Origin of the sequence: Paenibacillus sp. IHB B 3084 (assembly GCF_001447315.1) — a bacterium.
GTDB lineage: Bacteria > Bacillota > Bacilli > Paenibacillales > Paenibacillaceae > Paenibacillus.
The window spans coordinates 1,708,400-1,721,498 of sequence record NZ_CP013203.1 but is presented as its reverse complement, the minus strand read 5'-3'; the positions used below and the strand labels follow the sequence as shown (position 1 = coordinate 1,721,498).

Here is a 13,099-nt window from a genome sequence, read left to right as displayed (position 1 = left end):
TTCCATGAAATTTGCAGTTCTGGTTTTTCCGGGCTCCAACTGTGATATTGACTGCTATAAGGCGGTAGAGGACACGGTCGGTGAACCTGTCGATTATGTTTGGCATACTGCGACGGATCTGTCGCCTTATGATTGTATTCTTGTTCCAGGAGGCTTCTCCTACGGGGATTACCTGCGTTGCGGCGCGATTTCCCGGTTTGCTCCGGTGATGAAGGAAGTTGCCAAAGCGGCTGCCGAGGGCAAATATATTTTGGGGATTTGCAACGGATTTCAAATTCTGACCGAAGCCGGGTTGTTGCCGGGCGCCTTGCGCCGTAATCTGTCGATGAAGTTCCTATGCCGGGATACGGTGTTGCAGGTTGCGAATAACCAAACACCTTTTACAAGAGATTATGCTGCTGGTGAAGAGATCATTATTCCGATCGCCCACGGTGAAGGCAACTATTACTGTGATGATGAGACGCTGGCTCGTTTGCAGGCGAACAATCAGATTGTATTTAAGTATAAAGATAATCCTAATGGTTCCGTGACGGATATTGCAGGGATTTGTAATGAGCAAGGTAACGTGCTGGGCATGATGCCCCACCCGGAACGCGCGGTGGACGCATTACTTGGAACGGATGACGGCAAACGTATGTTTACATCTATTTTGAACGCTTGGAGGGATCGTCATGGCGCAGCAAGTATCCGCTAAGGAACCAACGGCAGAGCAGGTTGCCGAGCATAAACTGTATCAGCAGATGGGTGTGTCGGACAGCGAATATGCGTTGATCTGTGAATTCATGGGGCGTCAGCCGAACTATACGGAGATAGGCGTATTCAGTGTCATGTGGTCAGAGCATTGTGCTTACAAAAACTCCAAGCCGTTGCTGCGACGTTTTCCAACGAGTGGCCCACGAGTTCTGATGGGACCGGGTGAGGGCGCAGGGATTGTAGATATCGGTGATAATCAGGCAGTTGTATTTAAAATCGAAAGTCATAACCATCCGTCGGCTGTGGAACCTTTTCAGGGGGCAGCGACAGGGGTCGGTGGCATCATCCGTGATATTTTCTCCATGGGCGCAAGACCTGTGGCGGTGCTGAATTCTCTGCGTTTTGGCAAGCTGGAGAGCGACCGTGTGAAATATTTGTTCGAGCATGTGGTATCCGGTATTGCCGGATATGGGAACTGTATCGGTATTCCGACGGTCGGCGGCGAGGTTGTATTCGATGAAAGCTACGAAGGCAATCCACTCGTCAACGCGATGTGTGTCGGACTGATTGACCATGATAAAATCCAGCGTGGTGTTGCTAAAGGGGTCGGTAACCCGGTGTTCTATGTGGGACCGCCGACAGGCCGTGACGGGATTCACGGAGCGACATTCGCATCGGTTGAGCTGACCGAGGAATCCGAAGCGAATCGGACTGCGGTTCAGGTAGGCGATCCATTTATGGAGAAGCTGGTTATGGAATCATGTCTAGAGCTGATCGACAGCGGTATTGTGCTGGGTATTCAGGATATGGGCGCGGCAGGACTTACCTGCTCCAGCGCAGAGATGGCGAGTAAGGCTGGCAACGGTCTCGAGCTGTATCTGGATCAGGTACCGCAGCGTGAAGAGGGTATGACACCTTATGAAATGATGCTGTCTGAATCTCAGGAACGCATGCTGTTCGTAGTAGAACCGAAGGATGAAGCACAGGCGCTTGAAATTTTCGAGCGTTGGGGTGTGATTTGTGCCAAGGTTGGTAAGGTGACGGATGACGGACGTTTGCGTTTGTTCCATCACAGTGAAGTGGTGGGTGACATGCCAGTGACGGCGCTGGTTGACGAGTGTCCGATTTACGACAAGCCTTCTGAAGTTCCTGCTTATTATGAGCAGAACGCTACCATTGACACACTGCGTTATGCAGAAGTGACGGATTTGAACGGTGCGCTGAAAAAGGTACTGTCTTCGCCAAGTGTAGCTAGTAAAAAATGGGTATATGAGCAGTATGATTACATGGTTCGCACCAGCACGGCCGTTCGTCCAGGCTCGGATGCAGCTGTAGTGACTGTGCGCGGAACTCGTAAGGGACTCGCCATGACGACAGATTGTAACGGACGTTATGTATACCTTGATCCAGAGGTAGGCGGACGGATTGCAGTCAGCGAAGCAGCGCGTAACATTGTATGCTCCGGCGGCGAGCCGTTGGCAATTACGGATAACCTGAACTTCGGTAACCCTGAAAAGCCGGATATTTTCTGGCAAATGGAAAAAGCCGTGGACGGTATGGCAGAAGCTTGCCGTGTACTGGATACACCTGTCATCGGGGGCAATGTCAGCTTGTACAATGAAAATGCTAAAGGCTCCATCTATCCGACGCCTGTTGTCGGTATGGTAGGTCTGGTACATGATACAGATCATATTACGACACAAGGCTTCAAAGCCGAAGGCGACGTGATTTTCCTGGTGGGAGAAACGAAGGCCGAGCTGGGAGGCAGTGAGTTTCAGGCTGTCGTACACGGTGTATCCGAAGGACGACCGCCTGAGCTGGATTTGAACGTGGAGAAAAAGCTGCTGAATGCGGTGCTTAGCGCCATCCAATCAGGCTTGGTACAATCCGCGCATGATCTGGCAGAGGGCGGTTTGGCTGTAGCGCTTGCGGAATCTGGAATTAGCGGCGGATTGGGAGCACAGGTCAACGTAGAAACGACCTTACGTCCTGACCATGCTTTGTTTAGCGAAAGTCAGTCCCGCATTTTGTTATCTGCATCGCCAGATAAAGCGTCTGTGCTGGAAGCACATCTGCGTGGTTTGGAAGTGCCAGTTACCGTATTAGGAAAAGTTGAAGGATCACAATTGACAGTTGAGGTGAACGGACAACCCGCTTTGAACGAGGCAGTCGCCAGTTTGAAGCAAATCTGGGAGGATGTCATTCCATGTCTGATGAAATAACAGCACGGACGTTGTGGACTGGAGATTATTATAATGAAGGCTCTGGTAAAGAGGGGCTGTTTGATAAATTAAAAGAGGAATGCGGCGTATTCGGGGTGTACAGACACTCCGATGCTGCTTCTCTAGCATATTACGGATTGCATGCGCTCCAGCATCGTGGGGAGGAAAGCGCGGGCATCTGTGTGAGCAGTGGAGACGAGTTCCATTATCATCGTGGAATGGGCCTTGTAAAAGAAGTGTTCAATAAAGATTTGATGGCTTCGCTGACAGGCGACATTGCGATAGGACATGTGCGCTACTCGACAAGTGGAGACAGTAAGCTGACGAATGCACAGCCCTTGGTTTTCAAATATCGTGATGGCGATCTAGCGGTAGCGACGAACGGGAATATCGTGAATGCCTTGCAAATCCGGCATGAGCTGGAGCAGGGCGGGTCTATTTTTCAAACGACAAGCGATACAGAGGTCGTTGCGCATTTGATCGCACGATCGTCCAAGGATTTAGTGGAGGCTGCGAAAGATGCATTGAAGCGTATTGTCGGCGGGTTTGCTTTTCTTATTATGACCAACGACAAGCTGCTGGTCGCTTCCGATCCTAACGGCTTGCGTCCATTGACGATGGGTAGACTGGGAGATGCATATTTGTTTGCTTCCGAATCCTGTGCTTTGGAAACGATTGGAGCAGAGCTGTTGCGCGATATCGAGCCGGGTGAGCTATTGGTGCTGGACAAAAACGGGCTGCATGAAGACCGCTACAGTGAAGGCAAGCATCGTAAAGCACTGTGCGCGATGGAATATATTTATTTTGCCCGTCCGGACAGTGACTTGAACGGAGCCAATCTTCATGCTGCACGTAAAAGAATGGGCAGCCAAATGGCGTTGGAAGCTTTTGTCGATGCTGATTTGGTTACCGGGGTACCGGATTCCAGTATTTCTGCGGCGATTGGTTATGCAGAGCAGACAGGTATTCCTTATGAATTGGGCATGATTAAAAATAAATACACCGGACGTACCTTCATTCAACCGAGTCAGGAGCTGCGCGAGCAAGGTGTGAAAATGAAGCTGAGCGCCGTACGCCGTGTTGTCGAAGGTAAACGGGTGATCATGATCGACGATTCCATTGTGCGGGGCACCACATCCCGTCGAATCGTGAATATGCTACGGGATGCGGGGGCGCTAGAGGTACATGTACGCATTACCTCGCCGCCTTTCAAAAACCCGTGCTTCTACGGCATCGACACGCCAGATCGCCGGGAACTGATCGCGTCGTCCAAAACAGTCGAGGAAATCCGCCAGGAGATTAACGCCGATTCGCTCTACTTTATGAGCGCCGAGGGTTTGATTGCCGCTGTAGGTGGATATAACGAACAGGATTACAAAGGCGGTTTGTGCCTGGCCTGCTTCGATAATGATTATCCCACTCAAGTGGATTTCAAGGGCGAAGAAAAGCTCGGATGTAGTTGTTGAGAAAAGGGAACAAAAGAGGTGCAGCGGTGCATGGCAGGTGTGGGGATGGCGGTTCTGAGGGGGCCACTCCGCGAGTGGAAGGTTCTTACGATCGCTGTTGCCGCTGGATTCCTGGATTAAAATGCCCCCTTACAGGGTTGGAATCCAGCGGCAAAGGCGAACGCTTCGCTTCTCCAGAATCCTTCCACCCGCTCCGTTCCTCAGATGTGCATCCTTTTTGCAGCAGTGCCTGCCCTTCTTTTGTTCCTACGGGGGGAGAGGGACAGGTAAGGTAGTTAAAAACTCATGGCATAACTATTTCATGCCATGAGTTTTTAAAGGGGCAGGTAGCTCAAGAAAGCCACCTGTTCACTTAGCAGTTTAGCAGCCAGTGCGCGCTAAGCGACTAGCCGTACAGCAGGCTGGGAGAAGCTGCCTGCCTCAAACCTGAGGGCAAAGAAGTATGCCAGCCACTTGGCGCTGCTCACTTCTTTGCCCGGCACATCCCCGCCTTTGCGAAGCAAACAGCCCGGGATGTGCCGGGCCGCCGCTGCGAAAGGCGGCCGCGCACTAAAGCGTATCCTTTCTATTCGCGGGTTATGCCCGCGAATAGAAAGGATAACACGCGGCTCCCAGCACGAACCAATCACCAAGCAACACCAACCCTACGCATCTGACCGACTCTTGAGGGGTCCAGGGGGAGCAGCCCCATGGAATCCTCCCTATTAGGGAGGACTTAGGAGGGTCAATCATTTGAAGGAGTGTTCATGAATGTCCGAAGCATACAAAAACGCAGGGGTAGATATCGCTGCCGGTAATGAAGCAGTAGAACGGATGAAAAAGCACGTCAAACGTACCTTCCGTCCCGAAGTGCTGACGGATTTGGGCGGATTCGGTGCGTTGTTCGGCCTGAATAAGGATAAGTACGAGGAGCCTGTACTCGTTTCCGGTACGGATGGAGTCGGCACGAAGCTGAAGCTTGCTTTCGCGATGGATCGTCATGACACCATTGGTATTGATGCGGTTGCGATGTGTGTGAACGACATTGTCGTCGGGGGCGCAGAGCCGCTCTTTTTTCTCGATTACCTCGCTTGTGACAAGGTTATACCTGAGAAAATCGAAGCTATTGTTGCCGGAATCGCAGAGGGCTGCCATCAATCGGGTTGTGCGCTTGTCGGCGGTGAAACCGCAGAAATGCCGGGGATGTATAGCGAAGGTGAATATGATATTGCCGGATTTACGGTCGGAATTGTAGATAAAAGCAAGATCATTAACGGCAGTTCCATTGCCCCCGGAGATACGGTTATTGGGCTGGCCTCCAGCGGAGTACACAGTAATGGCTTCTCACTGGTTCGCAAGCTGTTATTGGAGCAGCAAGGATACAGTCTGCATGATGAAATCGAAGGCTTGAACGGAAAACTGGGTGATGTACTGCTGGAGCCAACGAAAATTTATGTGAAATCCGTTTTGGCTTTGCTGGACAAGGTAAAGGTAAAAGGCATGGCGCATATCACGGGCGGCGGTTTTATCGAAAATATCCCTAGAGTGCTGCCGGATCACGTTAATGTGAATATAGAATACGGCGCTTGGCCGATTCTGCCGATCTTCCAGCTCATGCAGGAAAAAGGTGCAATCTCCAACAAAGATATGTTCACAACCTTTAATATGGGAATTGGAATGGTTATCGTTGTAGGCGAAGAGCATGCACAGACTGCACTGGAAGTTCTGAAAGAACAGGGCGAAGCCGCTTATGTGATCGGAAAAGTAACGGAAGGCAGTTCTATCGTGACCTTTACGGGAGCCGAGGTGTAATGAACGAGTACCGGGTTGCTGTTTTTGCATCAGGGGAAGGAACGAATTTTCAGTCATTGGTGGATGCGGCTGTGCGGGAAGAACTGGGCGGGGCAACGGTGGAACTGCTGATCTGTGACAAGCCTGCAGCTCCTGCCGTAGCCAGAGCACAGAAAGCCGGAATTGCGTGTCACACTTTTCGACCCAAGGAATATGCTTTCCGCGAAGATTATGAGCGTGAACTGGTTGCTTTGCTGGAGCAGAAATCCATTGATCTCATCGTGTTAGCAGGCTACATGCGTTTGTTATCCAGTGTCATGGTCGATGCCTACGCCGGAAAAATCATCAATATTCATCCGTCGCTACTTCCTGCATTTCCAGGGAAAGATGCTGTTGGACAGGCATTGGCCTATGGGGTCAAGGTAAGCGGGGTCACCGTTCATTTTGTGGACGGGGGGATGGATACTGGAGCAATTATTGCCCAGCGTATCGTAGAAGTACACGACCATGATACAGCGGAATCCTTATCCGCAGCCATTCAATCCGTGGAACGTCAGTTATATCCAGAGGTGGTTGGCAGACTGGCTCAAGGCAAAATCCAATTGGATGGCCGTAAGGTGATTTCACTTCTCTAAAGATGATTGTAATTTGTCATATCATTGTCATATCAAGGATGCCGTATAGGCATTTTCCGATATTTCTCGGGAAATAAATTGATAAAGAGCTAAAGGAGGAGAAATGGTGAGTATTAAAAGAGCGCTTGTCAGCGTATCAGATAAACGGGGGATCGTGGAATTTTGCCGCGAGTTGTCCAAATTGGGTGTGGAAATCGTTTCGACAGGGGGAACGAGCAGCTTGTTGTCGAAGGAGGGTATTCCTGTCATCGGCATTTCAGAGGTAACAGGATTTCCTGAAATTATGGACGGACGTGTTAAAACACTCCATCCTGCGGTACACAGCGGCCTGCTGGCTGTTCGGGATAATGAGGAACATCAGCGTCAGATGAAGGAGCTTGGACTGGATTATATTGATCTGGTCGTTGTGAATCTGTATCCTTTTGCGGAAACGATCGCCAAACCCGGTGTAACCTATGAGGACGCGATTGAAAATATTGATATCGGCGGTCCAACTATGCTGCGTTCTGCGGCAAAAAACCATGCATTCGTAAGTGTGGTAGTAGATGCGGACGATTACAGTACAGTGCTGGACGAAATCCGCAAGGATGGCGATACCGAGCTGAATACTCGTAAGCGTTTGGCAGCAAAGGTTTTCCGTCATACAGCCTCATACGACGCGCTCATCTCCGATTATTTGTCGAATGTGACAGGCGAGCCTTTGCCTGAGCGTTACACGGTAACCTATGAAAAAATTCAGGATTTGCGCTATGGCGAGAATCCGCATCAGCAGGCAGCATTCTACCGTCAGCCGTTGGCGGCCAAGGGTACACTGACGACAGCGAAGCAGCTTCACGGCAAGGAACTGTCCTACAATAATATCAACGATGCTAATGCGGCCCTGCAAATTGTTAAAGAATTCAGCGAGCCAGCAGTGGTAGCCGTTAAGCATATGAATCCTTGCGGCGTGGGAATCGGCGGCAGCATTTATGAAGCGTATAGCAAGGCGTATGCGGCTGATCCAACTTCCATTTTTGGCGGCATCGTAGCGGCTAACCGGATTATTGACGGCGATACAGCGAAGAAGCTGAGCGAAATCTTTTTGGAAATTGTACAGGCACCGGGCTTTACGGAAGAAGCACTGGAGATTTTGACGAAAAAGAAAAACATCCGTTTGCTTGATCTGGGCGAGTTATCCACATCTGAACAGGCTGAAAGTCGTTTCGTAGTTACTTCGATTGAAGGCGGCATGGTTGTTCAGCAGAACGACATTCACGCTGTAGACCCGGACGCGCTTACTGTAGTGACAGATCGTGCGCCTTCCGAGGAAGAACTGAAACAGCTTTTGTTTAGCTGGAAAGTGGTTAAGCATGTGAAGTCCAATGCGATCGTACTGGCAGCAGACAATATGACTATTGGCGTGGGCGCGGGACAAATGAACCGTGTCGGAGCGGCTAAAATCGCTATTGAGCAGGCTGGAGAAAAAGCAAAGGGTGCTGTGCTGGCATCTGACGCATTTTTCCCGATGGGCGATACGCTGGAGCTGGCAGCCCAAGCAGGCATTACGGCAGTTATTCAGCCGGGCGGCTCCATCAAGGACGAAGAATCCATCAAGGTTGCTAACGAACACGGCATTGCGATGGTCTTCACAGGCGTGCGTCATTTCAAACACTAGCTTGTATTAGCTGAGAATGCAGCAGCATTCTCTCACACGAGGATTTTGCAAAATCTTGACACCATAATGGGAGCGGGAGGAATCACCTGAATGGATATTTTGGTTATCGGTGGTGGCGGCCGCGAGCATGCGATTGTGTGGGCACTGAAAAAAAGCCCCAAGGCCGGACAAATCTACTGCGCGCCGGGCAATGCCGGCATCGGGCAGTTGGCGGAGTGCGTACCGATTCCGGTGAGTGATTTTAACGCGTTGACAGAGCTGGCGGAATCCAAAAAGGTCGGACTTGTTGTGGTTGGCCCCGATGATCCGCTGGCAGACGGAATTGTGGATGCTTTTGAGGCGAAAGGCATTCCGGTATTCGGACCGCGTAAAAATGCAGCGGAAATTGAAGGCAGCAAAATCTTCATGAAGGATCTGCTGCACAAATACCATATTCCGACAGCGACCTATCGCAAGTTTTATACCTATGAGGAAGCACATGCCTATTTGAAGGAACAGCCGATTCCTGTGGTCATTAAGGCGGACGGACTGGCAGCGGGCAAAGGGGTCACAGTCGCCTACTCTATGGAAGAAGCAGAAAAGGCTTTATCCGACATTATGGTAGCAAAGGTGTTCGGCGAAGCTGGGGCGCAGGTTGTGATCGAGGAGTTTCTGGCCGGACAGGAAATGTCAATTCTTTCCTTTGTGGATGGTGAAACGGTTCGCCCGATGGCAGCGGCGCAAGATCATAAGCCTATTTTTGATGGTGACAAAGGGCCGAATACGGGGGGATGGGCACGTATTCCCCATTACCTCATATAGCCGATTCGATTATTGAGGAAGCCATTGAGACCATCATTAAGCCGACGGCAAAAGCGATGGTGGCTGAGGGTCGTCCGTTCCGGGGTGTTTTATTCGCGGGATTGATGATTTCTCCGGACGGTAAGCCGAAGACGATTGAGTTTAACGCACGCTTCGGTGATCCGGAAACGCAGGCTGTACTGCCACGGCTAAAATCTGATCTGCTTGATATTTTCCTGGCTGCTGTGAATGGCACGCTGGATCAGGTAGAGATTGAGTGGAAAGATGAAGCGGCGGTATGTGTGGTGTTGGCTTCCGGGGGCTATCCCGGTACGTACACCAAAGGGGTGCCGATCCACGGACTGGATCAGGCGAATGAAGCCACCGTGTTTCATGCCGGTACAGGCATCAATGAACAGGGCGAGTGGGTCACAAACGGAGGACGTGTGTTGGGCGTGGTCGGCTTGGGACGTGATATTGCCGAAGCGCGGGACAAGGCGTATGAACAGGCGGCACGTATTACCTTTGAAGGCAAGCAAAACCGCACGGATATTGCGGCAAAAGCACTGCTATAGAAGCGTTTTTACAAGATAGAGAGGACCTCTTCGGAGGTTCTCTTTTTTTCGTTTGACAAAAGTATACTTATCCTATAGGATTAAAAATACAAAACTGACTGACTGATCAATCGGGAGGAGGAAACCCATGCAGCCAAGGAAGGCGAAGCAGTCCGAGACAGCCGCGAATGGACCATTGGTTGATCACGCGGGAGAAGAAACAGCCGAAACCGATCGCAGAACACAGCTTCTTCACATTGCATTGAAGCGATTCGCCGAGCAAGGGTATCATCAAACGAAGATTTCAGATATCGTGGTCGAGGCCGGAGTGGCCCAAGGCACGTTTTATTGGCATTTTAAAAGTAAAGAAGCGCTGGCACTGGAGATTATCGCTACAGGCCGCGAACAACTGCTGGCAGCAATAGGACAAGGATACCGCCGTGATGCAGGCACGCTGGCTGATATGGTTAAAGCATCCGAAGCGCTGTTTGTCCGTCTGTTTGATTTTGCATTGGAGAACCGCTATCTGATGGGATTACTCCTGATCGGCAGCGGTGTTGATGAACCGGTACGCCAGGGCATTCGGGAGACGAGAATCGCGATGGAACTGGCCTTTCGACGCAATATGGAGCGGGCGATAGAGCTGAACATGCTACCCGCCGGATTGGATGTCGAATTACGGGCAGCGCTGCTCATGAGCATGATCGAAGGTGTTATTACACGCTGGCTATTCGGTTCCGAGGGAACACATGACAACATTACGCAGGTAACGGCTAAACGATTGGCGGCAGAAGCGGCTAATTTTGAATTTTACGGGCTGTTGGGTCAAGGCTAGGCGTGTGGTAGTCCACATCGCATGAATTGGCAGTAAGAGGCGAATAATAGAGCCAAAATACACATATGTACTCAATCATTTACATCCAGACAGGAGAGAACGATTCATGAAAACACGTAAAAGAGGGTTCCTGGTAACTACACTGATGGCTTTGGCCATGTTCAGTCTGGTGCTGAGCGCTTGTGGAACGAAACCGGAAGCTGCCAACAGCAGCAACGGAGCGGGCAGCAGCAATGAGGCGGCAGCGGGCAATCAGCTTGAAGCAATCAAGAAGGCTGGAGTGATCAAGGTTGGAATGATGGGTACGTACCAGCCGTACAATTTTTTGAACGATAAAAAGGAATTGGACGGGTTTGATGTTCATATCGCGAATGAATTGGCGAAGCGTATAGGGGTCAAAGCGGAGTTCACGGCACAAGAATTTTCGGGACTCATTCCAAGTCTGCAAAAGAAGAAATTCGATGCGGTGATTAGCCAGGTGACGATTACGCCAGACCGTGAAAAGGTCATTGATTTCACAGAGCCGTATATCACAAACAATGTAAATATTATCGTAAACAACAAAACAAACGATATTACCAAGCTGGAGGATTTTAAAGGTAAAACGATTGGTGTCGGCTTGGGAACAAATGATGAGTCCTATCTGCGTAACGAAGTGCTGCCGAAGGTTGGCGATTTCGAGATTAAAACGTATGATGATGTCATTACTTCCTTGAAGGATCTGAACTCTGGTCGCATTGACGCAACAATCAACAATCTGTATGCGCTCAAGCCCATTGTTGATAAAAACGGCTTCCAGATTAAAGCGGTAGGTGAGCCAATTAAATCCGACCAAGCGGGTGTGGCTATTAACAAGGATACTCCTGAGCTTAAAGCAGCCTTGAACAAGGCTCTGAAAGAAATGAAGGAAGACGGCACCTATAAAACGATTTTCAAAAAATGGTTCGGCGAGGAGCCAAAAGAATAACGAAAGCCTGTTACAGGCGTCTGGCTCCGGTCTTGGCTTTCATGCTGACATGGAGCCACTCGTCTGAAAGAAGGGAATATATACGATGCTTGAATTAATGTGGGAAAACGTTCCTTTTTTATTGAAGGGCGCTTATTATACGCTGTATATCACGCTTGTTTCCATGCTATTTGGCCTTATGATCGGCTTGGTGGTGGCAGTCGCCCGGTTAAAGGGAAATCGTCCGGTTCGTTGGCTGGCGCGCAGTTATGTATCTATCATTCGGGGAACGCCAGTTTTGGTGCAGATTGCGGTCATTTACTATGGACTGGATGATTACGGAATATCGTTCGGCTCGCTGACTGCTGCTTGTCTTGCACTAAGTATCAATACAGGGGCGTATTTATCGGAGACGTTTCGTGGGGCTATTTTAGCGGTGCCGAAGGGTCAAACCGAGGCGGCCTATGCAGCCGGAATGTCACCGGGTCAAACGATGTGGCGCATCATTCTTCCGCAGGCCGTGCGAATTGCGATTCCGCCGATGGGCAATACATTTGTCGGTATGCTTAAGGAAACGTCGCTCGTTTCGGTGATTGGAGTAAGTGAGCTGATGCGTCAGGCACAGCTTTTACAGGCACAGTATCTGCACTATATGCCGTTTTTGCTCGAAATTGGCATCATGTACTGGATCATGAGCATTGGGTTCTCCGCTATACTGGAGCGGGTGGAAAAGCGTCTGGCTCGAGCTTATTAAGGTGGAGATGATAGAGGATGATAACAACAAGCGGTTTGGGTAAACGCTTCGGTCAGGTGGAAGTGTTAAAAAGCATTGATTTTCAGGTGGCCGCGCGTGAAATCGTCGTGTTGCTCGGCCCGAGTGGTTCGGGTAAAAGCACCTTGCTGCGCTGCCTGAACGGTCTGGAGGAATTGTCCTCCGGCAAGTTTGAGGTGAACGGGATCGAGGTAAATGCTACGGCTCCTCTTCGTACCCGGCAAGCAGCCATTCGTGATATTCGCAGGCAGACGGGGATGGTATTTCAGCAATTCAATCTGTATCCGCACAAAACAGCAATCGGCAATGTCATTGAAGGGCTGCTGACAGTGAAAAAAATGCCGCGCGACAAGGCCATGTCCATCGGACAGCGGCTGCTGGAGCGTGTGGGTTTGTCGGACAAGCAGGATGCTCATCCTGCGCGTTTGTCCGGTGGACAGCAGCAGCGGGTAGCGATTGCGCGTGCGCTCGCGATGGACCCGGCGATCATGCTGTTCGACGAGCCGACATCAGCGCTTGATCCCGAGCTGGTCGGGGAGGTGCTGGGCGTTATGCGGGAGCTGGCCCAAGACGGGATGACGATGGTCGTCGTCACTCATGAAATGAAATTTGCCCGCGAGGTGGCGGACAAGGTTGTATTTATGGCGGATGGTGTGATTTTGGAGGAGGCTGCGCCACAGGCGTTTTTCGAGACTCCCCAGCATGAGAGAACACAGAAATTTTTGCGTCAAATCAGTGAGTTTTGAAGCGAGAATAAGAACAGATTATAGAT

General features: G+C 50.5%; 11 protein-coding genes and 1 pseudogene. 11 read left to right on the top strand and 1 reads right to left on the bottom strand.

The window, feature by feature from the left end:
• The first annotated feature begins 4 nt into the window (after nucleotides 1–4).
• The 3 genes from purQ to purF are packed head-to-tail and all read left to right on the top strand — an operon-like array spanning nucleotide 5 to nucleotide 4,381.
• On the top strand, nucleotides 5–694 hold the full coding sequence (gene purQ / locus ASL14_RS08050; protein ID WP_134911183.1) for a phosphoribosylformylglycinamidine synthase subunit PurQ: 690 nt from the start codon (nucleotides 5–7) through the stop codon (nucleotides 692–694).
• Complete coding sequence (gene purL / locus ASL14_RS08045; RefSeq protein ID WP_134911182.1) at nucleotides 672–2,915, top strand: phosphoribosylformylglycinamidine synthase subunit PurL; 2,244 nt, start codon at nucleotides 672–674, stop codon at nucleotides 2,913–2,915. Before purQ ends, purL begins: the two co-directional genes overlap by 23 nt.
• On the top strand, nucleotides 2,900–4,381 hold the full coding sequence (purF, locus tag ASL14_RS08040) for an amidophosphoribosyltransferase (protein WP_134911181.1): 1,482 nt from the start codon (nucleotides 2,900–2,902) through the stop codon (nucleotides 4,379–4,381). Before purL ends, purF begins: the two co-directional genes overlap by 16 nt.
• Nucleotides 4,382–4,758: 377 nt before the next feature.
• Here purF and ASL14_RS08035 read toward each other — a convergent pair whose 3' ends face one another.
• Entirely contained in the window at nucleotides 4,759–5,013 is a 255-nt protein-coding gene (locus tag ASL14_RS08035; RefSeq protein WP_134911180.1) for a hypothetical protein, read from the bottom strand.
• Between the two features lie 118 nt (nucleotides 5,014–5,131).
• Here ASL14_RS08035 and purM point away from each other — a divergent pair, with 118 nt between their 5' ends.
• From purM to ASL14_RS07995, 8 genes and pseudogenes are all read left to right on the top strand, one after another.
• Nucleotides 5,132–6,172, top strand: a complete 1,041-nt coding sequence (purM, locus tag ASL14_RS08030) for a phosphoribosylformylglycinamidine cyclo-ligase (protein ID WP_134911179.1) — start codon at nucleotides 5,132–5,134, stop codon at nucleotides 6,170–6,172.
• Nucleotides 6,172–6,786, top strand: a complete 615-nt coding sequence (gene purN, locus ASL14_RS08025; protein WP_134911178.1) for a phosphoribosylglycinamide formyltransferase — start codon at nucleotides 6,172–6,174, stop codon at nucleotides 6,784–6,786. The genes purM and purN overlap by 1 nt, the downstream gene beginning before the upstream one ends.
• Before the next feature lie 106 nt (nucleotides 6,787–6,892).
• The gene (gene purH, locus ASL14_RS08020; protein WP_134914461.1) at nucleotides 6,893–8,440 is read left to right on the top strand and encodes a bifunctional phosphoribosylaminoimidazolecarboxamide formyltransferase/IMP cyclohydrolase; all 1,548 of its coding nucleotides are present in this window, start codon (nucleotides 6,893–6,895) and stop codon (nucleotides 8,438–8,440) included.
• A 90-nt stretch (nucleotides 8,441–8,530) separates the two neighbouring features.
• A pseudogene (gene purD / locus ASL14_RS08015) lies at nucleotides 8,531–9,795 on the top strand (phosphoribosylamine--glycine ligase).
• 127 nt (nucleotides 9,796–9,922) lie between these two features.
• The gene (locus ASL14_RS08010) at nucleotides 9,923–10,609 is read left to right on the top strand and encodes a TetR/AcrR family transcriptional regulator (RefSeq protein WP_134911177.1); all 687 of its coding nucleotides are present in this window, start codon (nucleotides 9,923–9,925) and stop codon (nucleotides 10,607–10,609) included.
• Nucleotides 10,610–10,715: 106 nt separating this feature from the next.
• The gene (locus tag ASL14_RS08005) at nucleotides 10,716–11,576 is read left to right on the top strand and encodes a transporter substrate-binding domain-containing protein (protein WP_134911176.1); all 861 of its coding nucleotides are present in this window, start codon (nucleotides 10,716–10,718) and stop codon (nucleotides 11,574–11,576) included.
• Between the two features lie 85 nt (nucleotides 11,577–11,661).
• A complete protein-coding gene (locus ASL14_RS08000; RefSeq protein ID WP_134911175.1) occupies nucleotides 11,662–12,309 on the top strand; it encodes an amino acid ABC transporter permease in 648 nt (215 codons plus the stop codon).
• A 17-nt stretch (nucleotides 12,310–12,326) separates the two neighbouring features.
• A complete protein-coding gene (locus ASL14_RS07995) occupies nucleotides 12,327–13,073 on the top strand; it encodes an amino acid ABC transporter ATP-binding protein (RefSeq protein WP_134911174.1) in 747 nt (248 codons plus the stop codon).
• Nucleotides 13,074–13,099 lie beyond the last annotated feature (26 nt).

Bases quoted from the DNA above. Each gene is read 5' to 3' on its own strand.
- ASL14_RS08000 (WP_134911175.1), top strand. From the start codon at position 11,662: ATGCTTGAATTAATGTGGGAAAACGTTCCTTTTTTATTGAAGGGCGCT.
- purM (WP_134911179.1), top strand. From the start codon at position 5,132: ATGTCCGAAGCATACAAAAACGCAGGGGTAGATATCGCTGCCGGTAAT.
- ASL14_RS07995 (WP_134911174.1), top strand. From the start codon at position 12,327: ATGATAACAACAAGCGGTTTGGGTAAACGCTTCGGTCAGGTGGAAGTG.
- purF (WP_134911181.1), top strand. From the start codon at position 2,900: ATGTCTGATGAAATAACAGCACGGACGTTGTGGACTGGAGATTATTAT.
- ASL14_RS08010 (WP_134911177.1), top strand. From the start codon at position 9,923: ATGCAGCCAAGGAAGGCGAAGCAGTCCGAGACAGCCGCGAATGGACCA.
- purQ (WP_134911183.1), top strand. From the start codon at position 5: ATGAAATTTGCAGTTCTGGTTTTTCCGGGCTCCAACTGTGATATTGAC.
- purN (WP_134911178.1), top strand. From the start codon at position 6,172: ATGAACGAGTACCGGGTTGCTGTTTTTGCATCAGGGGAAGGAACGAAT.
- ASL14_RS08005 (WP_134911176.1), top strand. From the start codon at position 10,716: ATGAAAACACGTAAAAGAGGGTTCCTGGTAACTACACTGATGGCTTTG.
- purL (WP_134911182.1), top strand. From the start codon at position 672: ATGGCGCAGCAAGTATCCGCTAAGGAACCAACGGCAGAGCAGGTTGCC.